The following is a 26610-nucleotide window of genomic DNA, read 5'->3' as shown; positions in this document are numbered from 1 at the left end:
AATTAGGTGGCCGTCAAAGCAGGCAGAATAGTTGACCGTCTACGCGCCCACACCACCAGCGGCCCAATCTGGGAGCGCGACATGTTGCCTCTGTCCGCCTTTTCTGTAGCAATGCCAATCATCAGGGTCGATCATGATGCAGCATGCCATAGGAAAAATAACCTAGGGCTTGTGCTCTGTCGAGACACTTACGAACCCAAAGCGCTATGAACGTTCACCCACTGTGTCATTGATGAAAGCACCCTACTCAAGATTGAAGACCCACTACTGTCAGGCCTAGCCTATTAAGTTCGGCACACATTCGACGGCATGCGACACAAAGGCACCAGGAAGTGGTACGCAGACGACCCAACCCCTATCTATGGATTCGACTACATTTGACCAACATGATTGTCCAGATGGGCTTATTAGGAGAAGGTCTTGCCTTCATCCTGACCGTGACGAGAAATGACAAAGCGGTAATTTACCAGTTGGTAAAGTACAGTGCTGGATGGCCTCAATGCGATGCTGCCCCTGCGAGCGAGCAAATTTACCAGTCAGTGCTCATGCTCGCTTAATTATGTGGAAATAGCGTTAATGAAAAATCCATTGCAAGGACGAGTTACTTTCTGACGTTGACCCCAGCCAAGAGAAAAACCGAACAGGCCGGTATAATGGATATGCTTCGCCCACTCACTGCGATCAACAATCCTCTCCGTTCTATGGTATTTGAGCGATTCACCGAATGGTCGGATTACCCACTACAAATGGTGACTCAGCCGAAAACAATAGAGTTGCACCGCTTAGCACACATGAAAAGAACGAGGCATGTAGGTAACGACGAATGCAGTTCTTCCAACGCTGGCTCGGAGCCGAGTTATCCTTGCTTCCGCAGCGACTGTTATACTATCTAAATCCAATTCACGATTCTAACGAGTAGATATTGTCACAGCGTGTGCCTCTTGACATGTCCAACGGGAATCTAAAACTGTCACTACACGCGTAATGCTTCCCTTTTGTCATGCGGCAAGTAATAGAAACTGTCGAACTTAGTTGAAGTCGGCGTCCGCGGTGCGCGATATACACTGTACGACGCAAAGTGAAATGATCTGTCTGGCTCGGCTGCAAATCACCCCAATCCCAAGGCGACATATCCAAAGCATCGGCAGCAGACAACGTTTATTTGACCACGTGCGGTTTAAACACTAGGTCTGCCATTTCAGGGCCGCAATAGTACGGTTCAATCCTGATCACTTTAGAATCGCGGAATCCTTTTCCGAAATGCTGAACTTTCCAGTGTCCTAGTACTATGTTTCTAATTGTGGCTTCGTCCCATTTTTGTGGTTGGTTTCTTCATTGGCCCAATCGTGTCCGCGTTTGATTTGATTTGAATTGGCTGGACGGATGCACCGGCTACGTTGTGATCAAGCTCTGAATATTTTGCTGCATTTTTGACCGATCGAGCCTCATAGTCGTAGCGCTGGCTCTGCATAAAAAATGAGTCGTGAGCAAAACTGGCTTGCCCCTACCTCGATGAGATCTAACCCGTCAAAAAACACACAATCGCTTGGACACCAGCGCTCCGCATCGAACTGCGGTTAATTAATATCACCCCCAAATAGACCGATATAGCCAGTAAAGGGCATCGAAGCAATTACAAAACCCCGAGTAAAGTCCATAACCGCCTAGCTTCTGGATCCGCCGAGATCAATTCCGAAAGTAATTCCTTTAGGGGTTTGTTACCCCACTCCACTCCCCGTTTGATCAAGTATGGCACCGGGCTGTGAGGCTCCGTTCTGCCCAGATAATCGGCTATAAGCAGTAATTGGCGATAGGCTTCCTCACGACTGCGTGGTTCAGTGAAGACTGCGGTAGTTTCCACAACCGTTTGCTCACTGGTGTTATTCACGATTGCCTGCGATGCTGAGTCTGGAAGGTCAGCCACCACGATCTGAGGCGGGTGCATTGCAATGAACTCCTTGAAAAGTACCGTCAACGACTGCAGAATTTTCTGCAGCAAGACATAAGTAGGTGCAAGTTCCTGTAGTTGAAGGTCGCTCCAGCTTTCCAGCACCGCCAATTGTTTAGTCGCCAGTTGTATCGCGGCTAGGCTGCGTAACCACCACACAAGTGGCGTGCTGCGCACTTGCTCGTTAAATTTGTTTTGTTGGCTTAACGCGAGCCCAGCGGCAACCTTGGCTGCCTTGGTATCGTTCACAGCCACTTGCTTGCGCTGCATCTGCTGCCAATCGAAGAGGCTGAACCCGGCGAAATCACCTTCTCTGTCACCGAGCAACGGAAGTTGAGTGTGCAGCAACTCCCCGTAACGTCGAGCCAACCAGTCCAGCGGAGTGACGCGCCATGACTGGTCGCCGTCCTCCGCTTGAGGGTGCAAATCTTGCGGATAACGCGCGCATAGCTGGCTGACCAACGCGAGTGCATCGGTGATCCCCAGCAGTGCGTCCTTATGCAGCCAAGCCTCGCCCAGCCATACAGCGACCATCAAGTCTTTGCTGCGCTCCAGCAACAACGTGGTGGCGAGTGCTTCTACGCCACTCCAGTCCGCGCGCTTGATATCCGACTTCCACACCCCCGTCGGCAAACTGGTGTCGTCCTCACGTCGCAGATCCCGCAGCCGGTCCAAGTCGGGTTCATAACGCAGGCTCTTGCCACAGGGTAAATCCGCAGTCAACGGTTCGAGCAGTTCGCTGACCCGATCGGTGCAAGGCAGCAAAATACTGCTCATGGATTGCTCCCTGTACCAGCATCAACAATGGCCCGCGGAGCGTACCCGTAGGGCGAACGCGGAGCTTGAACCGGTAACGGCTGGATAGACAGTGGGGCTTTGCCTCCCTGGCTCATGAGCGATAGGCGCACGAACATCAACGTCTGGTTCTCTTCATTCTGCGGCGCATGCACGGGCACTTCCAAACTCAGCGGGAAATCGGTGTAGTCCATATTCGGTTGGCGTTGTGTCGATACGTGCGCCCCCATTAAGCGCAACAAAGACCATGGCCCCTGGTATTGCCATTCAGCTTCGAGTCCGCTTACACGAAGGTCAGCCTGAAGCGGATCGTTAACCGGTTGTTGGGTCCCGCTTTTAGCCCAACGCAGCATCAGGCTGATCGGCTGACCCACGTTCCAATGCAACACTTGCTGCTCTTCGCCGGGGTAGCCAATACCCTGATTGCCGGCGCCCAAAGTCCAGGCAATCACTTGGTCGGCGCCATGTTCACTGTCTCGATCGGTGCGCCAGCGGACCTCCATATCTATCCCCACCAGGCCAGCCTTGTCACGCAGCAACATCGCTCCCAGCCACGGACGAGCCTGCTTCAGGCGTTCGAGAAACTCGTTGGCCGCCAGTCGATCATGAGGAGCACTGCTTTTGAGTCCGTCCTGTGCCTGCGATAAATGGGCGTCGATCAAGCTCAGGAAATGCTGAACCCGAGCGGGATCGGCGTCTTTGGCCCGCAGGTCGGTGGAGAACGGAAAGCGTCCCGCAAGGTATTGATTGAAGTAACCGGCCAAGGCGTTCCAGGCAGCCGAGGCTTGTTGTTGCTGCAACGCTTTGCAGCGTTGGAGGGCGCCTTGTTGCAGGCCAAGCCAGCGCTGGGTCAATTGCCCTGCCGCCGTCGGCGCAGACGCCGACAACAAGATGCTCATACAGCTGCTGTCATCCATGTCATTGAAGTCGCGGCTGAGCAACTGGGTAATTAGCGCCGGAGAACTGGTTGGGTTCTGCGCCTTGTATTTGATCATTTCTTCGTTCATGGAACCAAAGTGATTGACCATTTCAACCTCTCCTAACGGGAGGTTGTGCGTCTGAGTCTGAAGCCATTGCAGTGCCGGTCCGTGCTGTTCGGTAATGGCAGAGATAACCGTGAACTGTTGATCCAGACTGCGCTTGAGATCCTGAGCGTCGGTGGCGCGGAACAATAGCAGACCAAAATTCTTCGACCCGTCCCACTCACTGATATCGGCCCGGTTGCTGAATAACGGCTGCTCCATGATCGAATTATCCGCCATCGTCACATCCGCAAGCGCAACCCGGTTAAGGTAATTCTGCAGGCTGATGGCAAGATCAGGACGACGTAGCTCAATGAATGCTGCGTGCAGCGCCAGCGCCTGATCGGTTCTGACATCGAACACCGGAACGTTTTCCTGGTCGGGCTGGACCACACGACTTCGCAGGCTAAGCACCATGGACTCGGCTGCCGTCTGCTCGGCGGCGCCGAGCATTGCCTGTCGGTAAATGGGCGGAATGCTCGACAAGGCTTCGTGAGCATAAAGCTTGTAGCTGTCGTAATAGCCTAAGGCGACGCTCAAGCTTTCGTTATCCACTTGCTGGATCTGCTCGGATTCAGCAGGGCCCCGTCTGCGTAAGGCCCGCGCCACGAAGTTGCGTTTAAGCAGTAGAGCGACCGCGGTGTGCAGTTCGGTAATGCGATCCTGCAACGCCAACTGCCCCCCGCCGCCCTGCACCAAGAGGTTGCTGCCGGCTGCCCCCTGCGCGATAAACTGAACTTTGAAGCTGTGCTGCATCTCCGCAGCCTGGCTTTCTATTTCTTCCGCCACCAGCGGGCCAAGAAGTTTGCTTTGCTTGGCGCGTTCTATCAACTCAACATATCCCGGCACCAATTCCTGACCCTTGCCGCGACTCCACGTCGAGTTGGTCAGGTCGACCGCTGCCTGTAAATCGTCAATCAGCGTATTTAGGCTTTCCAGCTCTTGAAGGCTGTTTTCCGAATTCGACTCCAAGTGTTGCAAATTCAGCTTGAGAGACTCGGCCGACTTTTCGAAGTTATCCACTCGGAAGTAATGCCCCAACCACCTTTCCAAGAGTTTGGTGAAATGCATGGCAATCAGTTTGCGGTCGGCGGGGGTGCCCATTGGTTCTAACGGCGACAAACTTTTTTCGACTAACAGACGGTTATAAAATGCCACACGATGCAAGGTGCCCACATTGAGGTTCAAGCCTAGCGCGCTGTTGCTTAACGGCACTAAATCGTCCAACGGCGTCCTCTGGTTGGTCATCGCCTGAGTGTATAGCTGGCTTAGGTGTTCCAGATGTATCGACCGTGCCACTATCTCCTCTGCCCGCAGGTAGCTGTGCCATTGAGCGGGATCGTCACCATCTTTACCGGAAAGCCGCCGGGCTTCGGTAATCGCCAGCAGGTCCCTCAGTTCAGCCTTTAGCAAATCATGCAGCGGTTGTCGCATGTGGCTCATAAAAGTGTGTTGCAAGACCAGATCCAGACGATCGTCCAACGATGAAAACCACGACGTCGGATAGACCACAGCTGTGAAATGCCAGCGCGGGGCGTTTTCCAGGACGGACCAAAAGCTCTGCACATTGCGTCGGGTCACATCAAGGCGGTCGGTCTCATCGCTGACCACGCCATAATCTCGCTGGGAATCCTGTAGCAACCGGGACAGCTGATCGGCGTCCGCCACCGAATGGCGCCATACCCACAGCATGACTAACGTCCATAGCACGCCAACGATCACCACTACCACGCCGGCAATACGCTGCCAGCGCTGGCGCAGTTGCAGCAGGCGCGGAACAGGTCGTCCCAGGCCGCGCTCGGCGTTTATCCGGAGGCGCCAAAGTTGCTGCGTAAACACGCTGTGCATAGCGGGTGCATCGAAGGCCGAAAGTGCATCATCCCCCGCTGCCGTCTGGCCTGAGGTACCGGTGAAATACAGCCCGCGAAATACGGCGGCCTCACCTTGGGAGTTGCCCTGAAAAACCGGTTCCAACAGCATTTGCAGATTGCGCCGCAGGCCCTCGAAACCCTCCGGCAGGAAACTCAGGTCATCCGTCAAATGTCCCGACAGTGCGCCGATCTGAATCGAGGCCTCCGACAGAGCTTGAATCACCTGATCAAGGGCGATATCGCTCCACTGCGATTCCCACACAGCATCAGGAGAATATGGCGAGGACCAACCGAGCATCTGTTGCTGGGCATCCTCAGGTAACGCAGCGACCAAGTCCTGAAACCCAGGGACTTCGTTCATGCCGTTGACCACCACATACACCGGCAGGCTTAAGCCCAGACGCTGCAAAAGATCAACGAAGCGCCGCCGTGCGGATAATCCCAATGCCGCAGCCCGATCCGTGTCCAGCAGATCGGCGGCAGACACATTCCAAATCACCGCATCCAACGGTCGGCGCGAACGTATACGCAGGAACAGGCCGAGCAGACTCCACCAGCCGCTACCCTGTAGCTTCATGCCTTCGTCGGGCAAGAACACTGACTGCGGCACAACCAACACCGCGCCTTCAGGATCCGACCACCAACGGCCGAACCAGGCGGGCTTGCCCGCCGGTGAAAGACTCCAACTGGTGCACAACTGCGAGCCTTGAGGCTCATCGCCGACCATCATCAGCCAAGGGGTCTGATAGTGGTCGCGCACACCCTGCTCCTGCTCCATTTGGCGCACGGCAAAATAAAAACTGCGAATCGCCGCACCGCTGCGATTGCGCAGCCACCAGATGCACAACAGCAATATCAGCAACACCAGAATGACGCCGACCACCCAGCCCAGCATGGAGACCGTCATACGCCCTGATCCTCGGCCACGAACGGAATCGCCAGGTCGAGCACTGGCTCCAGTTCTTGGTTGATGTCACGCCAAAACAGATGACCGACGCCGACCAGCAACAACGAAAATGCCAGAATCACCAAGCCAAGCCGCCAGCCATCCGGCAAAGATCTGCGCACCGCCAATTGGCGTGGCGTGACGTCGGCGGGCTCAGACAACAGCCGGCTGACGTTGGCATAGCCGGGGTCACGATGACGGGTGAAGATGAACAGCGCGTGACGCCATTTTTCATGCAGCGCCTGACCGCGCTCGTCGCGCAAGCGCCCATGAAATCCCATGATCAGGCACAGCAAATAGACGTTACCCAGATCGCGGCTAGTCGGCGCCTGCTCGTCGAGCAAGCGCTTGATTTCCAGCGGCAGCCGCTGCCCGGCCTGTCGGCTGGAATACAGCCGCGATTCGAGCGGTTTTTCTTGCCAGACCGTCTGCCCGGGCCAGTCAGCGTACAGCAGGGTTTCATCCACCAGCGCGACAAAAGCGTAGACCATCGCCTTAAGTTGCAACGTGGCGGAATCACCGACGCTGGCAAATGCGTTGCGCCACAATCGACGGGTGATCCGCGTCGAGAGTTCGACGACGCTGTCCACCAGTTTTGCGGTGTCTTCAACGGTTTTGTCCAGCTCTTTCCAGGCGTTCAACCACTCCTGCCAAGCCTGACGAAAAGCGCTACTCAATGGTGCTTCCTGCATCGCGCGTAACCGCGAGACGGCATTCCCTTCAGGCATACAACTTCCTTATCCTACTCAGCGACTTGATGGGTATTGTCGATTAACAGAACAACTTGCCAAGGGCTAACCGCACCACCGGCGACCGGCGAAACGATGTGCAACGGCTGCGCCGGATCGAACCATTGGCCGATTGCCTGAATGACAAATAACCGGGTGTCGTCGCCGACGCTGTAAGCCACTTGTTCTTGGCGGCTCATGGCCTGATGCGCCAGGCCACTCATGCGTTGACGCGCCAACACCGGGATATGCACACCAGACGCGATAATTGCCCTCCCCAGCCACTCAACCGCAGCCTGTTCCAGAACACCGGCCGGCATGCGCAGGCCGATGACCAGGCGCTGGCGAGGTTGCAGATCCGGCAGTTGAATGGAAAAAACCTGCTCTGCCTGTTCGAAAGGCAGGCTGCGAAAGCCGACCCGCACCTGCTCCAGCGTGCGTTCCAGCCATGTCAGTACTTCGTCATAACCGCGATTCAGATCGAGAAAGTCCAGTGGCGCGTAGGCCGGGACACCCGCAATCGGGTCCAGCGCCGACCAGCAGCCAGCCATGCCAAGCAACAGACCGTGCAGCGCTTGAGGCACCGCGATACGACTGTTGAGCGCACCTTCCACCTCCGGTAACCTGGCCCACAGCGCGGCCGACTGACGGCGAACTTCTGCCGCATCGTCCTGGTTGCCCGCCTGTTGCGCCTGCCGCAAGCGACCGGCAAGAAACATGCATTTTTCCCTGGTTTGCACACACAGGGCTGCGACTCTGCGACCCAATAGGGATTCAGGCAGAATGCGCGGCGTTGGCGCCACAAAAGGCAACTGAACGAAACCGCCGCCTTCTTTGCGCAACCGCAGTAACGGCAAGCAGATAGAGTCAGCGCGGTTGGCTTCAGTAACCAGCCGCGGATTGGGACGCCATACACTGATCGATTCAGGATGTTCGCCACTGGCAAGGTCGGGGATCGCATCGCCAAGCGCCGATTGCAACCGGCCTTTGAGCGGCAGCAATTGCCCGGCCCGCCATAAAGGACTGATCGCCAGGTACACCGTCACGGTCAACGTTGGTGAGACTGCGACATCCTCCACAATATCCAGCTCGACCATTGGCCCGACACCCGCACGAATATTCAATACCAGGCCATCGGGCAATGTAGCGTCCAACGCGAGAACCCGAACCTGCCCGGTAAATAACGCCGAGGGATCAAATTCAACGGACGAAACGCCCCAATACCAAGGGTTGGCCGCGAGGGCGAGATGAGCGGCCATGGCCTCGGCGCGCAAACCCTGCAACTGAAAATGCTGGGGCAGCAACTGCATGCCTTCGTGCCAGCAAACCGCATCAGGTAGCAATCTCATAGATTCCCTTCACATCCGGTGATGCGCCTGTCTGGTCTCTGAATTGAGACCTAAAATTCAGTGCGCGTTTTCGTCGAGTAGTGTCATGTCCCGGCTATCGAACTTCAGCCAAATCTTGCGTTCTCCTTCCAATCGCAGCCGATGAGGACCGGGATTGTTGTAGTTGGCAAACACCAAAAGGCCCACGGCCGGTTTGCCGTCCAGAGGAAAAATTCCTGACTCGATCAACTGCCCTGGCACCAACTCCAGGCCCCATACGGAGATGTGCTGACGGAAGTCGCGCTGGAACTGATTGCGCTCAGCAAACCATTGTTTTGCAGTCAAACCTGACAACTGCTTGAGCAACTCCACATCGTTGACCGCGATAAAATCCACAGCGACAGGCGAGTCGTCGTTGGCCTGCAACGCCACGTCCAGAACAAGGCCATCAACGTTTACTTTGGGCGCAAAAAAGGAGCACCCCGAGATCACGATTATTGTCAGCAGCACTGCAGAGCATTTAAAAAAATTGAACTGTTTTTCGTTCATATTTATCCAAGGCAAATTTTTTATCTTGCTTTTCAGCGATCCTGTTATAGCATCCAAGGCAATTCGCCACCACGAGGAATTGAATGGATCGTAGAAAAAGCCGCCCTCGGGTTGGCGGTTCCTACGCTCTGGCAAGGGAATGCGATCAGTGGGAAACCGTTGCCTAGCGCCCGCCTTCTGCAACGGAGTCAGCCACCATGGCCGAGAGTACTCAGCACAAGCTAGACAGGGTTCGCCCTCCTCGTGTTCAGATCACATACGACGTAGAAATCGGTAACGCCATCGAGAAAAAAGAGTTGCCTTTAGTGGTCGGTATCCTCGCCGATCTGTCTGGGAACCCTGTAAGCCCCCTGCCTAAGTTGATTGATCGGCGCTTTATCGAGATCGATCGTGACAACTTCAACGACGTCCTCAAATCAATCGGTCCGCGCACCACGCTTCAGGTCGATAACACCCTCACTGGTGACGGCAGCAAGCTCAACGTTGAATTGAAATTTGAGCACATCGACGACTTCGACCCCATCAATGTGGTCAAGCATGTGGCGCCTCTGAGTCGACTGTTCAAAGCCCGCCAACACCTTCGCGACCTGCTCACCAAGCTCGATGGCAACGACGATTTGGACAAGCTTCTGCGCGATGTCGTGGCTAACACCGAAGGCTTGCAAGAGATCAAATCAGCACATCCGGAAAGCGCACCGGTAGCGGCCCCCGACGCCGATGCTTTGGCACCGGCCGAACCGCAAGCCTGATAGCCAACCCATTCGCGGAGGATTAACCATGCCTGAGTCATCCAGTGCTGAGAGTCAAACCAGCACAACCACCACTCAAACGTTGACACTGCTCGACCGGATCATCGCCGAAGGGCGCATGGCCCATGATGACAGTCAGCAAGATTACGCACGGGACATGCTGGCCGAGTTCGCCACTCAGGTGCTCGATGAAGGCATGGTGGTCAATAAAGACACCGTTGCCATGATCAACGACCGCATCAGCCAGATCGATTCATTGATCAGCAACCAGCTCAACCAGATCCTTCATCACCCGGACCTGCAAAAGCTCGAAGCTTCGTGGCGTGGCCTGCATCAACTGGTTCAGAACACCGAAACCAGTACCCGATTGAAACTGCGTTTGCTCAATGTGTCGCAGAAAGATCTGCAGAGTGACCTTGAAAAGGCCGTCGAATTCGACCAGAGCGCGCTGTTCAAGAAAATCTACGAAGAAGAGTACGGCACCTTCGGCGGTCATCCGTTCAGCGTGCTGGTGGGCGACTATACGTTCGGCCGCCATCCGCAGGACATCGGTCTGCTGGAGAAACTGTCCAACGTCGCGGCCGCCGCTCATGCGCCATTCATTGCTGCTGCCAGCCCGCGTCTGTTCGACATGAGCAGCTACATGGAAATGGCCGTGCCGCGTGATTTGGCGAAGATTTTCGAGAGCCAGGAATTGATCAAGTGGCGTTCGTTCCGTGAAAGCGAAGACTCGCGCTACGTGTCACTGGTTCTGCCCAACTACCTGCTTCGGCTGCCCTACGGCCCGGATACCAATCCTGTTGAAGGCATGAACTTCGTAGAAGACGTCAACGGCACCGACCACAGCAAATACCTGTGGGGCAACGCAGCCTGGGCCCTGTCCCAACGCATCACCGAGGCCTACGCCAAGTTCGGCTGGTGCGCGGCGATTCGGGGTGCTGAAGGTGGTGGCGCGGTGGAAGGTTTGCCCGCGCATACATTCCGCACCAGCTCGGGTGATTTGTCGCTCAAGTGCCCGACCGAAGTGGCGATCACTGACCGTCGTGAGAAAGAACTGAACGACTTGGGCTTCATCTCCCTTTGCCACAAGAAAAATACCGATGTCGCGGTGTTCTTTGGCGGGCAGACCACCAACAAGCCCAAGACGTACAACACCAACGAAGCCAACGCCAACGCTCGAATTTCGGCAATGCTGCCGTACGTGCTGGCCGCATCGCGTTTCGCGCATTACCTGAAAGTGATCATGCGCGACAAGATCGGCAGTTTCATGACCCGTGACAACGTTCAGACCTATCTGAACAACTGGATCGCGGATTACGTGCTGATCAACGACAACGCCCCGCAAGACATCAAGGCCCAGTACCCCTTGCGTGAAGCACGGGTCGATATCACCGAAGTGGCTGGCAAGCCGGGCGCCTATCGGGCCACGGTCTTCCTGCGTCCTCACTTCCAGCTTGAAGAACTGACCGCCTCGATTCGCTTGGTAGCTAATCTGCCGCCACCGGCAGCAGCCTGATATATCCCCCGCAGGCCTGGCCTGCGGGGGCTTCTTGTGAATCTTTCTTTTTTCTAATGGCAGGAGTTCTACGCGATGGATGCAATCATTCTTGATCTGGGCGATGACATCAAAGGCGACAGCATGCTGGAAGGCTTCACCGATAAAATCGAGATCATGTCTTACAGCCACAACGTCGCTATGCAAGTTACCAACGACGTCAGCAACTCCGAGCGTACCTCCGGCAAGCCGCACATCGGCGAGTTCACCCTGACCAAGTTCGTGGACAGCTCCACGCCCAACCTGAACAGCTACTGCTGCGCCGGTAAACCCATCGCGACAGCCACGATCACCATCGGCCGTAACGCCTCCGAAGGCAGTGGCCAGATCATGCCGTTCATTGTCTACACCCTGAGCAACGTAGTGCTGTCAAACGTCAGCGTCAGCGGCGGTTCGGGCGGCAAACCGGTGGAGACCATTTCCTTGAACTTCACCAAGATCAAATGGGAGCTGACTGCGCAAAAAGACGATGGCACCAAAGAAGGCGTTGCAGGCACCAGTTGGGACTTGGCTGCCAACAAAGTTCCAGCTTAAGCCCGGTAATCCATCATGCCCGGTACAGGCATTCGTCCGCCGTTGTTCGAACGCCTAGCTTTCAGCGAGGAGGAATCGCAGCGCCCAAGGTTTCTCGACCGATATGCACTGGCAGAATCGGTCCGCAACGAATTGCTGCGATTGCTTAATACCCGCCGCGCGGCGAGCCCCATGACGTCGCCGCCGACGCTGCTGGATTACGGCATCGCTGATTGGACCGCCATGCAGGCACAAAACAGTGATGACCGTCGCCGGATGACCAGAGAAATCCGCGCGGCGGTCACTCATTTTGAACCACGCTTGCACCTGCTGGATGTTGACGTCCAGCGCGTACCTGACCAACCACAACGGCTGAGCATTCGGCTCAGCGGTACGATTCGCCATGACAAGCAGCAATGGCCCGTGGCGTTCATTCTTGATAAATCCGCAGCAGGCGTGGAGGTGAATCATGAGCGACTCGATTGATCCGCAACTGCTCGACTATTACCAGCGCGAACTGACCTGGCTGCGCCACGCCGGCAGTGTGTTCGCCGACCGCTACCCTAAAGTTGCCCGCCGCCTGGAACTCTCTCCGGGAGAAAGCCAAGACCCGCATGTCGAACGCCTGCTCGAAGGTTTCGCCTTGCTTGCAGCACGCTTGCAACGCCGTCTCGATGACGATTACGCCGAATTCAGCGACGCCCTACTTGAACAGCTGTACCCACTGGCCATCAGGCCGCTGCCCTCGTGCTCCATTGTTCAGTTCGAACCAGACCCGAGCAAGGGCAACCTTGCCGCTGGCTATCAACTGCCGCGTGATACCCCGCTGTTCGTGACCACGACCAAGGGCGAGAGCATTCACTTTCGCACCAGCGCCGAAGTAACCCTGTGGCCGATTCAGATCAGCGAAGCCCTGGTGCTAAACGCTGAAGAAGCACAAGCCTTGACCGGCGTCGCACAGGCACGTTCGGCCCTGCGGTTGCGTTTGGATTGTCTGGGTGAAACACGGTGGTCCGAACTGAGCATCGCCCAGCTACGCCTGCACTTGAACGCCTCGCCAGTGGTGAATGCCGCGCTCTACGACCTGCTGGGCGCACATGCCATAAAGGTCTTGATTGGAGCGCCAGGCAGCTTGCCGCTGGTTCAGCAGCACGTGCCGAAAATCGTCGGTTTTGCCGCCAACGAAGCGTTGCTTCCCGAGGAAGATGGTGTCCATCCGGGCCTGCGTTTAATCGCTGAATATTTTGCCTTCCCGGAAAAATTCAGCTTCTTTGATATCGCCTTGAGCCCAGAGGACATCGACGGTAACGCGCTGTACTTGTACATCGTTTTCGACCAAGCCCCGCAGAGCCGTCTGCACCTTCAGGCCAGCGACATCGCTTTGGGCTGCACCCCAGCGATCAACCTGTTCCCGCGTACGTCCGAGCCGTTGCGCCCGGATGGCACTCAGAGCGAATACCGCCTGATCGCTGACAGCCATCGGGAAAACAGCGTCGAGATTCATAGTATCTGCGGGATGCGCGCCACCTCCGCTCAAGGCGTACGACAAGTGCCCGCGTATTACGGCAGTCAGCACAACGCTGGCGATAACCACCTGTATTGGCATGCTCGGCGCATCAACGGACTAACACCCAACCGCCTCGGCAGCGATATGTTGCTCAGTGTGGTGGACACCCGTTTCAACCCACTGGCCGACGCGCCGAATTACAGCCTGACCGCAGAACTGTTGTGCACCAACCGTCATTTGGCCCAGAGCTTGAGTGCCGGAACCGCGCTCAGTTTCGAACGGCCAGGACCGATTGCCCGAGCCACATTGATCAACCCGCCTAGCTCACAAAGCTCACCCAAATTGGGGGGCGAATCGCGCTGGCAGTTAGTGTCGCAACTGACCCTAAACCACCTCTCGTTGGTGGAAGGTCCCAAGGCACTCGAAGCGCTCAAGGAAATTCTCAGCCTGCACAACCTACGCGACGAGGCCAGCGCCCGTCGGCAAATAGACGGCTTACTGCAATTGGACTGTGAGCGGGTGGTCGCGCAGATCGGCGAAGACGCCTGGCGCGGCTGGCGTAATGGGCTTGAGGTCAGCCTGCAACTGGACCCTGAACATTTTGTCGGCAACAGCGCGGTACTCTTTTGCGCCGTACTGGCGCAGTTTTTCTCACTCTACGCCACAGCCAACCGCTTCGTGCGCACGGTGCTGGTTCACTCAGACAAGGAGGTCAAGACGTGGAAACCCCAAGCCGGCATGCCCCTGTCCCTCTGAGCGACCGCCTGCGGCGCAACCCGCAGGCGTTTGAGTTACTCCAAGCACTGCTGGTGCTTGAGCGCGAACACCCGCAAGCCATTCCATTGGGCAGCGGCACTGCGCCGCAAGCCGAAGCCATTCGCCTGCGCGGACCGCTGACACCTGTGTTCTCGTCCAGTCAGATCGAAAGCCTGACCCAGGAGGACGGGGAAAAACCAGTGTTGACCACGCCGGTGTTCGGCCTCGGCGGTCCCGATGGCCCGTTACCCTATGCATTCCAGGAATGGCTGCAACAACGCGCTCGGGCCAAAGACCATGCGCCGGCTGAATTCCTCGACCTGTTCCAGCACCGTTTGCTCAGCTTGCTGTACCGGGTGCTCCGCAAACACCGGGTCGCGGTTGGATTTGCAGCACCCGCCGCAACGCCGGTGCACGCACAACTGCGGGCGCTGACCGGCCTGCTGCCCAAGGCCCTGCAAGAACGTCAAGCCATGCCGGATGCCGCTGTCCTGGCCCGTAGCGCTTTGTTTGCTGGGAGCCGACGCTCCATCGCCGGTTTCGCCTCTATCGTCCGCCAGCATTTCAGCCTGCCAGTGCAGATCAGCGCGTACGAAGGCGCCTGGCGTAGTATTCCCGCCGCCAGTTGCAGTGTTCTCAAACGCGGTGGGCGCAACTTGAAATTGGGCAGCAGCGCCATCGCTGGCGCCTGGGTCTGGGATGAACACGCAGGCATTCGCCTGACCATCGGACCGTTGCAAGCGGAGCAAGCCAAAAGCCTGCTGCCTGAAGGCGAAGCGCACTTGTCTTTGGCCAGTCTCGCCGCGTTGTACTTCGGTCCCGACCTGGACTGTGCTTTGACCTTGCTGGTGTCCGGCGCGGAACCGATGGTCCTCGACCGTGACAACCCGCCGACGTTGAATTGGAACGGCGGCCTGCTGTTTCAACCCAATCAAGATGTGCAGCGCATCGACACGCAGCTGCGCCAAACGGAGATGGCTTGAACATGGAGCTCGGTAGCCTGATCGCCCGCCTCAATGCTGAAAGCCGCCGCGCGCTGGAACGTGCCGCACAACGCTGCCTGCAACGCGGCCACCACTACGTTGAAATCGAGCACTTGCTACTTGAGCTGCTAGACATCGAAGACGGCGACTTCGCCTGCTTGTTGCCACGTTTCGGCCTGGAACGCGATGCACTGGCGGCGGAGATCAACCGAGCGCTGGAGCTGTTCAAGTCCGGCAGCACCCGCACTCCGGCGCTGTCTGCGCACACCATTAGTTTATTGGAAGACACTGTGGTGCAAGCCAGCGTGCTCGGACTGCCAAGCATTCGTTCCGGCTTGCTACTGCTGGCCCTGCTGGACCGCGATGAACGCCGCAGTCTGCTGCTCAACAGCGCTTCTTCGCTATTGCGCATCCCTCGCGACACCTTGCGCAGCAATCTGCAGGAATGGACGGTACCCTCGCGGGAGCACGCTGCCATTGCGGTCCCTAATCAGCCGGATAAAGTGGCTGCGAAAACGACGCCTAACGCATTCCTTGATCAGTACACCCAAGACCTCACCGCCGACGCCCATGCCGGTCGCATCGATCCGATTGTTGGGCGTGACGGCGAAATCCGCCAATGCATCGACATCCTGCTGCGTCGTCGGCAGAACAACCCGATTCTGGTGGGCGCACCGGGCGTCGGTAAAACTGCTGTGGTTGAAGGTCTGGCGTTACGCATTGCTGCCGGTGACGTACCGCCGTCATTGCAAGACGTCAGCTTGCGGGTGCTAGACCTTGGCTTGTTGCAAGCCGGTGCCGGAGTCAAAGGCGAATTCGAACAGCGTCTTAAAGGCGTAATCGATGCAGTGCGCGGCGCGGAAAAACCGATCATTTTGTTCATCGACGAGGCACACACGCTGATCGGTGCTGGCGGCGCGGAAGGCGGCAGCGACGCGGCCAATCTGCTTAAGCCGGCCCTTGCCCGTGGCGAGCTGCGAACCTTGGCCGCCACCACCTGGATGGAATACAAAAAATACTTCGAGAAAGACCCGGCCCTGGCCCGGCGTTTCCAGTTGGTACAGGTTGAAGAACCGGACGAAGCCACCGCCGTGGAAATGCTTCGCGGCGTGGCGACCAAACTTGAACAGCACCACGGTGTGCAGGTGCTCGATGCGGCTATTCACGACGCGGTGAAACTCTCTCATCGTTACATCTCCGGTCGGCAACTGCCGGACAAGGCCATCAGCGTTCTTGATACCGCGTGCGCCCGAGTCGCCCTCGGCCAACACGACGTACCGCCGCCACTGGAAAGCCTGCGTCATCGTGAGCAAAGCCTCAAAGAAGAAGTCGAACGCCTGCGCCGGGAACAGGCTACCGGCCTTGATCACCGCGAACGCATCACCACCTTGGAAAGCGAATCCGTCACCAATGTGCAGGCGATTCGCGAGCTGGAAATTCGCTGGAACGAAGAGCGGGTCGCCGTGCGAGAACTGCTGGATACCCGTCGCGAACTGCTGGCTTTGAGCGAAAGCGCCGACAGCGGCAAACCGGACGAAGGCACCGACAGCCGCATCGACTACTTGGCCTCTGAACTGGTGCGTCTGGAAGCTGGACTGGATGCCATTCGCCAAGACGATCCGTTGGTGCCGGAGCAAGTCGACTCGAAAACTGTCGCTGCCGTCATCGCCGGCTGGACCGGTATCCCCGTCGGCAAAATGCTCGCCGACGAAGCCCACGCCGTGCGCACCCTCGGTCAGCGCATGGGCCAGCGGGTGATGGGCCAGAAAACCGCATTGGGCACCATCGCACAGCGCCTGCAAGCCTACCGCGCAGGCCTAACCGACCCACAGAAACCGGTCGGCGTGTTCCTGCTGCTCGGCCCTACCGGCGTCGGCAAAACCGAAACCGCTTATGCATTGGCCGATGCCTTATACGGCGGCGAACGCAACCTGATCAGCATCAACCTTTCCGAATACCAGGAAGCCCACACCGTCAGCCAACTTAAAGGCGCCCCACCCGGCTATGTCGGCTACGGCAGCGGCGGCGTACTAACGGAAGCGGTGCGGCGCAAACCGTATTCGGTGGTGCTGCTGGATGAAATCGAAAAGGCGCATCCGGATGTGCTGGAAGCTTTCTATAACGTATTCGACAAAGGCGTGATGGAAGATGGCACAGGGTTGGTGGTGGATTTTAAAAACACCGTGATGTTGGCCACCAGCAACGTTGGGGCCGAACTGATCCTCGACACACCTGCTTCGGAATTGGACGGTGATGCTTTTAATGAGGCGTTGCATAAAGCGCTGTTACAGGCGTTTCGCCCCGCCTTCCTTGCACGCATGACCGTGGTCCCGTACCACCCGCTGGATGAGGCGACGCTGGAAGGGATTGTATTGGCCAAGCTAGAGACGTTGCGCGGTAGATATAAGGCTGCGACTGGCAAGCAGTTTGATTTTGATAATGGGGTTGTGAAGGCAGTATTGGCTAAATGCAGCGGGGCTGGGGCTAGGGATATTGAGAGTGTGTTAATGAAACAGGTGACAGGGAAGTTGGCTGAGTGGGTGTTGGAGTGAGACTAATCGAGGTTGTTAGCCGACGAGGACACCATACACGGCCTCCAAATATAAACAAAACTGACCAGGCTTGCCGCGAACTCACGCTAGCAAAATCTAAGTCATAGTATAGATACTTGCTATATTTTAATAATAACATTTGTCATTCATCGAGAGCATAAAATGGCCTTAACAGAAGAAGATAAATCAAACGTTAGAGAAGTGATTAACAACACCGCACCAGTAGAATTGAGGATGATTATAAACAACTTGAAAGTGGTACAAGCATCAGAATATTGGGCCAAAATCAACAATTTGAGCAATAACCCGTGGAAGGACCCAAAACCCAGTAATGAAAGGATTAAGCTAATAGGTGTTGAGCTGATAAAAGTTTTTGACGAAACCACTAACAGCTTTAGTAACGACTATAACAAGTTGTACTTATCTAGTATTTCTCGGTGGGGGGACAACAAAAATTCACCCCGGGAGCTGTCTGACCTTGATCGTGCAGCCAGAATTCTGTTAAAAAAGTTTCCTGAAGAAAAATGTATCGCTGTTTGTGCATCTCCTCACGACCCTTTAAAAATACTTGTTACATCCAATCCAAGCACCTTTAACCGTGTGGAATATAAATTTACAGAGCAAAATATCTCTGTCGTCATGGCGAATCTTTTGAATGATGAAAAACCATCAGTGGAAGAAAATAATGTAAATCGAAAAATATATAATAAACGCGAGACAGATCTGGATCCTGAAGTACGTTACTGGCGCTATATATATGACATCGATAATTTTTATGGTAGCGCGATACACAACAAGCTAAAATCATCAAGCAACATATTTCTCGTTAAGGGTGATTCACCTAACGTGCATGCGGAGTTGAGACTTCTGGAGTGGATGGAGTCCAACAATGAAGTTCTCCCACCAAGATTAGAAGAAGAAGAAGAAAAAAAAGAAAACGAGGCGCGCAATCCTCAAAAGACCCCCATTAACATCGGTGTATCTCTTCGTTGCTGCGGAAAATGTTCTGCGTTTATTGCTAAGTACCGAGTGAGCAAGAATGGTAAATATCTTCCATTTGTCAGAGGCAGTCACGGCGTTTTTGATCTCAGCGGCTGGGAGCTACCAGATACTCTTAGCGAACTCACCGGAACCCTAGGTATAGCTTTAAAGTTTTTTGAACGGACTTCACAAGAATCGGGAAAGTCGCAAATGACCCATGATGCTTCAGACACCGAAGATGATTGACGGTATCTTTTGGTAATCTAACCCTTGGTCGCTATTATATAATTAACCTTTTGACGGGCGTGCAAAATTTAATGGATAGTTACCACTACCGAGACTAATTGACTATTTTTTTTCTGGTCACTGCGAACGCAACAGGTAGATACTGAATGGTCCGACCATAAACACACGCAGTCTTAAGCTTTCTTAACCTTATAACCGGTTATAATATGAGACAGCCACTTGCCTTATACATCTTCCGCTGTTAAACGTTAGCTCTCTAACCTTATTTTTTATTAGAAATACAAGCGACGCACTATTAAAATAGGCAGACCGTAAACTCAAACGAGAACAAATAGCATCCAAATAATAGAGCAAGAATTTCTTTTTCCCGCTCCCATAATTATTCTATATTTCAATTTCAGAGTTGAGTGCAATAGATGCCCCGCACCACTGATCGCAACACGCACCTCTCTCTCACAGCGACCTCGCTTTCGGTGCTTCACGCCACGTCACTGTCGGGGGAAGAAGCGCTCAACGCGCTGAGCCATCACCTTCTGCACGGCCAGTGTGACGCCTCGTTGACGCTGACAACTGCCATCGCCACCCACGTCACCACGGCCCTACACAACGACGCCCAACGCCGCCCTATCGACACCCTGGTCGCCGAAATTCGCCAACTGCCCGCCGACCGCTATCAAGTTCTGCTCCGTCCTTGGCTGTGGTGGTTAACGCTCGCCAGCAACAACCGGGTTTTCCAAAACCTCGTCACCTCAGACATCGTCACGAAAATTTTCATCGCGCACGGTTTTAGTGATTACAAGCTGTCACTCACTGGCACTTACACGCCCCGCGAATATTGCGTGCAGTACGGCGAAAGCGATTTTTCCTTCGTCTCGCGGTTGCTGGAAGAAGAAGGGATTTTCTGGTTTTTTACCCACGAGGACGGTAAACACACGCTGGTGCTGGCAGACAGCAACGACGCATTTCCGGCGATCCCCAACGGCCCGGCAGTGAAGTACCTCGGCCAAAAAATCGGTGAGCGGGAGTTGCACGGGATTCGTTCCGGGCAGGTGGTGTTACAGGCCGTTTCCGGAGTGTACTCGGCGACGGATTATGCGTTTGCCACGCCGGCCACTTCGCTCTACAGCCAGGCCGCCGCCATGGCTGGGCCGTTGTCGATGTATGAGCATCCGGGCGGTTACATCGTCAAGGCGACAGGTGATGCGTTGACCAAGCTACGGGTCGATGGCTTGCGCAGTCAGGAGAAACGTTTCGTAGGTGAAAGCGATTGCCGCTGGTTGGTGCCGGGCCACTATTTTACTCTGGCGGGACATGACGATACGACGCTGAACATCGACTGGGTGGTTACTTCGATTTCCTATGAAGTCAGCCATGACCACTATCGTAATCGCTTCGAAGCTATTCCCAAGGCCACGACATATCGACCGGGACGTGTGACGCCGAAACCGCGCATGCACACCCAAACCGCGGTTGTGGTCGGCAAGGCCGGCGAAGAAATATGGACCGACCAGTACGGTCGGATCAAGATCCAATTCCCTTGGGATCGGGACGGCAAGAACGACGAAACCAGCTCCTGCTGGGTCCGCGTGGTACTGCCGTGGAGCGGTAAAGGTTTCGGCATGCAGTTCGTGCCGCGTATTGGCCAGGAAGTAATCGTGACCTTTATCGACGGCGATCCAGATCGACCGCTGGTGACCGGCTGCGTGTACAACGGCGACAACGCCCTGCCCTATGCCCTGCCCGCGAATCAGACCCAATCCGGGATCAAAACTCAATCGTCCAAGGGCGGTGGTGGTTTCAACGAGTTGCGATTTGAGGACAAAAAAGACGCCGAGGAATTGTTCATCCAAGCGCAGAAGGACTTCAAAACCAACGTACTCAACGACACCACGGTCACCGTCGGCCACGATGAAACACTGACGGTACAGAACGCCCGCACCCGCACGGTGAAAGAAGGTGATGAAACCGTCACCCTGGAAAAGGGCAAGCGCAGCGTCACGATTCAGACCGGCAGCGACACGCTGGATGTGAAAGACACCCGTACTCTCACGGTCGGAGGCGACCAGACCCACAGCACTGGCGGCAATTACACGGACAAAGTCACGGGCAATTACAGCCTGACGGTGGACGGGAACCTGACCATCAAAGTCAGCGGCACCCTCACCCTGCAGAGCGGCGGCAGTTTTAGCATCAAAAGTGGTGCCGATCTGGCCTCCGTGGCCAGCACGTCTATCAGCCAGAAAGCCGGGACTTCATTGAGCAATCAGGCCGGTACTTCACTGGAAAACAAGGCAGGCACTAGCATGACCAACGATGCCGGAATCAGCCTAACCAACAAAGGCGGCGCCTCGCAGACGGTGGACGGCGGGGGCGTGCTGACCATCAAAGGCGGAATGGTGATGGTCAATTGAAGCCAATAAATGTGGCGAAAACCCAGGTTGTTGACGTGGTCAGCGGCGATGCGCACTTGACGGGTCAATTATGCGAGGGGCAGTTGCAAGGTCTGTTGCGTATCGACGAACACAACCGCCCGCTGGCAAACCTCAGTTACAGCGAGGGGCAGTTACAGGGCATGAGCCAGACCTATCACCCCAACGGCCGAGTGTCTGCGCAGTTACCTTATGTGGCAGACAAGCTACACGGCGTGGCCACCTATTATTCAGCCGAGGGGCAATTGCAGCGTAAGGCAGGTTATCGCAAGGGGTTGCTGCATGGCGAGGCCAGTATTCATTACCCGGACGGGCAAATGGCTGAGCGCGAACAATATCGGGACGGGGTAAAGGATGGCTTGTATGAACGTTTCCATAACAACGGCGCGATCGCGTTAAAAGCGCGTTACTTTAACGGCCTGCTGCTCGACTTAGGGCAACAATTCGCGCAAGACGGTCGACCGCTTGATAGCAAAGGCAAGCCCATCTCACGGCTGCGCTGGTGGTGGATGAACACGGCCTCGCCCGCAGAAGGTTAAGGCGTCATGTGAAATTCAAGGGATGAGCATCTGCACCTGCCCAGGCATCACCACCTTGATCACCCCGGCCCAGGTGCACATCAACATGCTGTTGGCATCCAGTGCCGGCATTTTCCCCAGCATCACTGTGGGCGCACCCGGAACCCAGGGTGCGGCTGTCACGGGGATGCACGGCATCGGTGTGAGAACACCCAACGCCGCAGCGGTTGCAGCAATAACCATCGGATTGGCGGCGCTCATGCACATGCCAAAGGTCGGGATATTAAGCATGGGAATGTGATCCATGATGTTCGCCGCCGGCATGCTACTGGTTATAACGCGGTTGATCGGCAGCACGTTAAGCGCTGCCGGGGCGGCGCCGAAGCTGCATTGCAAGATGGCGCCTGAACAGACTTGGGGGCATGACATTGTGTTGTCTCGAGCATGACGATATGGGAGTGCGTTAATTTAGACTCACTGACTTGACCTGATCAAGGTTCTCGCACCCTATGGGTGACTGAAACCATCGAAATTGTATAACTGCGGCTGCTAATCCAGCTTTCGTTCCCTGTTCATTCAGCAACATTGGCGACTAGCGCTTCAAAATATATCTTGTTGTAACGAGTCACCAGATCGCTGTCTGGCCACCGGGGCTAATCTAAGGAGTTCTGAAAAGGGTTCCAAATCTGTTGAAAGACCTCCATCACACAGTTTGAAATCGCAGGCCCAGAAATTCTTGCAGCAATTACGAGAACGACTGGCCAGAGTCGGTTTATCGCTCAATGCTTGGAAGACACGGCTGATTGAGTTTGGTCGTTTTGCTGGGAGAAATCGTAGCGATCGAGGCTTAGTTAAACCGGAGACGTTTGAGTTCCTAGGCTTCACACACTGTTGTCGGACCAACAGAAACGGTGACTTTCAAACTGCGTCTGACGGTCAAGAATCGAATGCGTGCAACGCTGCCGGTCATTCGTGACGAGCTGAAACGCCGAAGTCATGAATCCATCCGGGTTCAAGCGCAATGGCTTAACCAAGTGGTCAGCGGGTATTTCAATTACCACGCGGTGCCGGGAAGCTTGATACGTCTTGGCGGTTTTCGTTTAGCGGTGTGCCTTCTATGACGCCAGGGTCTCAAGCGACAGAGCCAGCGTAAACGGCTTCAGTGGCCAAGATACTTACCTCTTGCCGACCTCTACATACCTAGACCCAGAAATGCACACCCGTAGCGGAGGGTCGCTCCGCGTCACGTACCCAAGGCAGGTGCCGTATGCGGTAGTTCCGCGAATACGGATCTGTGCGGGGGCGGCAGGTAACTGCCGTCCCTACCGCGACCTCCGATTGTATGATCCGGACAATAGAAAAGAAATACATCGCCTTGAATGGTGGCTATGCGAGTCTAGGGAAAGGCCATCGAATCATCGACCGAAACTCCTGTTGCCAGAGCGTATCACGCTCCAAGGTTACACTGCGCGGAGCGAATCAATCGATGGATTGCCTGCGGACACGCTGCATTCAGTAACCCGTCGTCATCGATTTCCGATCCAGATTCCAAAGCGTGTTTTCTGAAAACCAGCATCACTGATCCCCTGAGTTAGGACCGTTACAGGTTGGGGCGGCGAGGCTAAGGACGGCGGGAAAAACTAGGCCTATGAACGTCAATTTATGAACAGTTACGTTAATATCGAGAGCATTAAGGCAGTAATCTCAGTCCTGTAGCTGCTCATGAACATCTGACATCGCCCACTTGTTAAATTAAATGCTATGTTAGAAATGTTCATAATGTCACCGGTACTCGTAAACCATAAAGTGCTCTGAAGTAAAAATAACCATAGATTCCCTCCCAACCGCCGAATCTGGACGAAGTACGCCTTAAACGCCGTTTGCTTCAAATTCCCGACGTCTTTTCCCCCTCTGTACGCCTCAGGCTGCATTTACTTCCAAACCTCACACATCTATTCGTTTGTGGGCCCCCATGCACATGTGCACCTTTGGTGCAATCACAGTTTAGGTAAACACCTTCGCTTTGGGCTTCGGGCTCCGGAAGGTGTGTTTATCAAACACATAAGAAGCAATGTGCTGACCCGCTGCTGCAATTGCTGATCCATCCCTTGCAACTAGATCAAATGCAGAGCGCCTGCTGTGAGCAGCCCTTGACCGTTCAAACAACTAGTTGACGTGTTCAAGTTCGCGTAATCAGAGCCACTTCAAGTCGTGCGTCACGACGAACCTTATCAGTATTTTCACGGATGATTGCCGGAATAAGGAAAGCATCTGAAAGTATATTTGGCGGGTCAGAGGTAGAGAACCTATCCATCTAGATCGCTAGCCGTCTAGAGCTGAAGATGCGTCCCCCAATTATCGCTCAATAGCGCATCCCATGACTTCATGCACAATCCGTCTAGGTCTATCCAAAAAAAGAGTGATCCCGTTCAATTTTTGATCTGTTTTTACTTTTGTTGGAATCAAAAACTAGCTTCGCCTGCGGTGCAAATAAACGGCCTTTCTAAGCCCTGCGGACTTGAAGCGCGGCGGTGGCCCAACCCCACCGAAATAACGCATCAGAACCACTTCCGAAAACCGAAAAAGACGAAGCTTTAAATCCATGCAATCGAGTCGATTGCTCAAAAGCATGCAAAAAAATCAGTAAGGAGTAAACCTGTGGAGATCCCTGCTTTTTCTTTTGTTCTCAAATATAACAACTCCGTTTTCAATTTTTGATTTCAAGGGGTGGGGAGAAATATATTTTTGCCATACGATACGTTGCGACATCCCTACATAGTTATTTCGTAAACGAGTATGGTTGTCTTTTTATCTTAAGGATGATCATGGCGAGGCACACACCTACTCTCACGCAAACGCACCTCGCTGTGCTAATCGATGCCGACAACGCTTCTGCTGCAATCGTAGAAGGACTGTTCGAGGAAATCGCCAAGTGGCGAAGAAAAAACGCCCAGACCGTTTGTTGCTGCATGCGACAAATTCGTCTATATCGAACTGCTGCGCGAAGATGTCTCCGTAGCTATAAATGGGGAACCTCCTCACGACACCGTGACGAGCGAAGCAGTTAAGCCTGGCCAACCCGTAGAGCCAAGAAAAAACCCAAAGCTCCTGTGAGTTTTATTGCTAAGGTCATGGACGATATCGCCGACGAGGATGGCTGGGCTCACCTAAGTGCGTTAGGTACCCACATCACAAAACTGAACCCCGGGTTTACCCCCGAACTCATGGCTACAAAAAGCTCAGCGACTTGATCAAAGTTGCCATTAAAAACAATGGAGAAAACGTCATTGACCAAGGAATCGTCGGATCCGCCTCAACTTTGTTTTCGAGCCCCTGTTGCTGAGGTTTTCGCAGCGGCTAAATACCTGGATGCGGCGGTAGATGCACACTTGCTTGGAAACACTGAACTCGCTGAACACTTGATTCGTGCGGCAGACATGGCCGAGGTGAGGCAGTGGACAGAGTCTCTGTGGGGCAAAGCGTGCCTCTATGTGAAACGACGCACAGTGTCCAACGCACCTCCGGTCGTGGATAAGACGACCACGATTGAACGATGGTTCTATAGTACCCGGCACGCATTAATGGCCTCCCTCTGGTCTACTCATGAGAGCACAAGTAGATCGCCAGCGAAGGTATGCCAAGTGATTGTAGATGAGACCCATGCCGGAGCTCTGCCCGACCTCTCGATAGGACAGATATAAAATAGCCCATCTTGATTTTGATTTCACATGATGAGGATCAAGTCCTACTCAGACGCGCCGATACTGATTTCGGGCAAGTTTGTTTAGTCCCCAATTATTCACTTCATTTAAAAACAACACGGAATGTAGCTCCAATGATGCGTTATACCCCGACTGTCATTTTGCAAAGAGTCGCTGCACTTCTTTGCTCTGTCACCCTCTTCGTTACGGCTGGATGTGTGATGATTCCCTATGAAACACCCGAGGCTAGAAATAATATTCAGCGAGATTTGAAGCTGAATCCAGGTGATATTCAAGCCGTGTCAGAGACCAATTGGTGCGCGCTAGGCTACGGTACCGAGCCCGTGTGCAAAATGACGCAAGGCTTAGGAGTTTTGACCAATAAAGGACTAATTTTGAGCGTCTATAAGAATAAAACCTACAAAGAGATAGGACGCGTCACTACTGAACAGGTCAATTGCGCGAAAACCGTGCTTGGTGGTGATGCTGAAGAACTATTCACGGTGTTTACTCAAAATTTTGGAGTCACCCTTGCACCTATCACCCCCGGTGGTCGATTGAACGTCCCCGCAAAAATCAAGTTCTTCAACTATCTGATGAGTCGAGGACAACCCGAATTCAAGGGCGCAGACGGTGCATTCGTTCGCAATACAGACAGGAAGCGGACAGTGGGAGGGATAGTGGCTGGTACATCCATTGCTTGGCACTTTCAGGAAGAAATATGGGAGGGTTTTAACCCCTGTCCTGTAGGTGCCTGACCGGCCAACTCACATATCAACCGGATGCGCACTTGGATCGCATGGCAGAGCAACCCGCTGCAAGAGCCCCTTGGCCATGGAAAGACATTGGCTTGAGAGTCTTGCGTTGTTACGCTGCTATGCGATCACCCTCGGGAAGTGCCCCATGTTAATGCCTGATTTCGAAGCTTTACCG

The 26610-nt window shown here is 54.7% G+C and carries 18 protein-coding genes and 1 pseudogene; 13 read left to right on the top strand and 6 right to left on the bottom strand.

Features of this window, described 5'->3' with window-relative positions; all coding sequences use genetic code 11:
• Positions 1-1633: 1633 nt before the first annotated feature.
• Genes tssA through RGW60_RS07545 form a run of 5 tightly spaced genes read right to left on the bottom strand, consistent with a single transcriptional unit; the run spans position 1634 to position 9187 of the window.
• Positions 1634-2725 carry a type VI secretion system protein TssA gene (gene tssA / locus RGW60_RS07565; protein WP_322203535.1) on the bottom strand — a complete coding sequence of 364 codons (1092 nt, stop codon included), beginning with the start codon at positions 2723-2725 and terminating at the stop codon, positions 1634-1636.
• Complete coding sequence (locus RGW60_RS07560; protein ID WP_322203534.1) at positions 2722-6543, bottom strand: type VI secretion system protein; 3822 nt, start codon at positions 6541-6543, stop codon at positions 2722-2724. The genes tssA and RGW60_RS07560 overlap by 4 nt, the downstream gene beginning before the upstream one ends.
• Positions 6540-7310, bottom strand: a complete 771-nt coding sequence (locus RGW60_RS07555; protein ID WP_322203533.1) for a DotU family type IV/VI secretion system protein — start codon at positions 7308-7310, stop codon at positions 6540-6542. The genes RGW60_RS07560 and RGW60_RS07555 overlap by 4 nt, the downstream gene beginning before the upstream one ends.
• 14 nt (positions 7311-7324) lie before the next feature.
• On the bottom strand, positions 7325-8659 hold the full coding sequence (tssK, locus tag RGW60_RS07550) for a type VI secretion system baseplate subunit TssK (protein ID WP_322203532.1): 1335 nt from the start codon (positions 8657-8659) through the stop codon (positions 7325-7327).
• 57 nt (positions 8660-8716) lie between these two features.
• Entirely contained in the window at positions 8717-9187 is a 471-nt protein-coding gene (locus tag RGW60_RS07545) for a type VI secretion protein (RefSeq protein WP_322203531.1), read from the bottom strand.
• A 197-nt stretch (positions 9188-9384) separates the two neighbouring features.
• On the opposite strand from RGW60_RS07545, the gene tssB reads away from it, so the two are divergent.
• From tssB to RGW60_RS07495, 10 genes are all read left to right on the top strand, one after another.
• Entirely contained in the window at positions 9385-9936 is a 552-nt protein-coding gene (gene tssB, locus RGW60_RS07540) for a type VI secretion system contractile sheath small subunit (protein WP_322203529.1), read from the top strand.
• A 28-nt stretch (positions 9937-9964) separates the two neighbouring features.
• Complete coding sequence (gene tssC, locus RGW60_RS07535; RefSeq protein WP_322203527.1) at positions 9965-11452, top strand: type VI secretion system contractile sheath large subunit; 1488 nt, start codon at positions 9965-9967, stop codon at positions 11450-11452.
• 75 nt (positions 11453-11527) lie between these two features.
• Positions 11528-12025 (top strand): Hcp family type VI secretion system effector, encoded by a 498-nt coding sequence (locus tag RGW60_RS07530; RefSeq protein ID WP_322203525.1) that lies wholly within the window; start codon positions 11528-11530, stop codon positions 12023-12025.
• A gap of 15 nt (positions 12026-12040) precedes the next feature.
• On the top strand, positions 12041-12490 hold the full coding sequence (gene tssE, locus RGW60_RS07525) for a type VI secretion system baseplate subunit TssE (RefSeq protein WP_322203524.1): 450 nt from the start codon (positions 12041-12043) through the stop codon (positions 12488-12490).
• On the top strand, positions 12474-14267 hold the full coding sequence (gene tssF / locus RGW60_RS07520; protein ID WP_322203523.1) for a type VI secretion system baseplate subunit TssF: 1794 nt from the start codon (positions 12474-12476) through the stop codon (positions 14265-14267). The genes tssE and tssF overlap by 17 nt, the downstream gene beginning before the upstream one ends.
• The gene (tssG, locus tag RGW60_RS07515; RefSeq protein ID WP_322203522.1) at positions 14231-15250 is read left to right on the top strand and encodes a type VI secretion system baseplate subunit TssG; all 1020 of its coding nucleotides are present in this window, start codon (positions 14231-14233) and stop codon (positions 15248-15250) included. The genes tssF and tssG overlap by 37 nt, the downstream gene beginning before the upstream one ends.
• A gap of 2 nt (positions 15251-15252) precedes the next feature.
• Complete coding sequence (gene tssH / locus RGW60_RS07510; RefSeq protein WP_322203521.1) at positions 15253-17802, top strand: type VI secretion system ATPase TssH; 2550 nt, start codon at positions 15253-15255, stop codon at positions 17800-17802.
• Positions 17803-17964: 162 nt separating this feature from the next.
• Positions 17965-19029: a nucleic acid/nucleotide deaminase domain-containing protein gene (locus RGW60_RS07505; protein WP_322203519.1), complete on the top strand. Its 1065-nt coding sequence runs from the start codon at positions 17965-17967 to the stop codon at positions 19027-19029.
• 416 nt (positions 19030-19445) lie between these two features.
• Positions 19446-21440: a type VI secretion system tip protein VgrG gene (gene tssI / locus RGW60_RS07500; RefSeq protein ID WP_322203518.1), complete on the top strand. Its 1995-nt coding sequence runs from the start codon at positions 19446-19448 to the stop codon at positions 21438-21440.
• Positions 21441-21451: 11 nt separating this feature from the next.
• Positions 21452-21997, top strand: a complete 546-nt coding sequence (locus RGW60_RS07495) for a toxin-antitoxin system YwqK family antitoxin (protein WP_322206866.1) — start codon at positions 21452-21454, stop codon at positions 21995-21997.
• 15 nt (positions 21998-22012) lie between these two features.
• Here RGW60_RS07495 and RGW60_RS07490 read toward each other — a convergent pair whose 3' ends face one another.
• Positions 22013-22405 carry a DUF4280 domain-containing protein gene (locus tag RGW60_RS07490; RefSeq protein ID WP_322203517.1) on the bottom strand — a complete coding sequence of 131 codons (393 nt, stop codon included), beginning with the start codon at positions 22403-22405 and terminating at the stop codon, positions 22013-22015.
• 482 nt (positions 22406-22887) lie between these two features.
• On the opposite strand from RGW60_RS07490, the gene RGW60_RS07485 reads away from it, so the two are divergent.
• The 3 genes and pseudogenes from RGW60_RS07485 (at position 22888) to RGW60_RS07475 (ending at position 26435) form a co-directional block, all read left to right on the top strand.
• The gene (locus RGW60_RS07485; RefSeq protein ID WP_322203516.1) at positions 22888-23097 is read left to right on the top strand and encodes a hypothetical protein; all 210 of its coding nucleotides are present in this window, start codon (positions 22888-22890) and stop codon (positions 23095-23097) included.
• 1704 nt (positions 23098-24801) lie between these two features.
• Positions 24802-25319, top strand: a pseudogene (locus tag RGW60_RS07480) (NYN domain-containing protein).
• A 492-nt stretch (positions 25320-25811) separates the two neighbouring features.
• Positions 25812-26435, top strand: coding sequence for a hypothetical protein (locus tag RGW60_RS07475; protein WP_322203515.1), 624 nt, complete (start codon positions 25812-25814; stop codon positions 26433-26435).
• Positions 26436-26610 lie beyond the last annotated feature (175 nt).

Origin of the sequence: Pseudomonas sp. AB6, assembly GCF_034314105.1 — a bacterium.
Lineage (GTDB): Bacteria > Pseudomonadota > Gammaproteobacteria > Pseudomonadales > Pseudomonadaceae > Aquipseudomonas.
The sequence above is the reverse complement of the archived record's forward strand: the minus strand, read 5'-3'. Positions and strand labels throughout refer to the sequence as shown.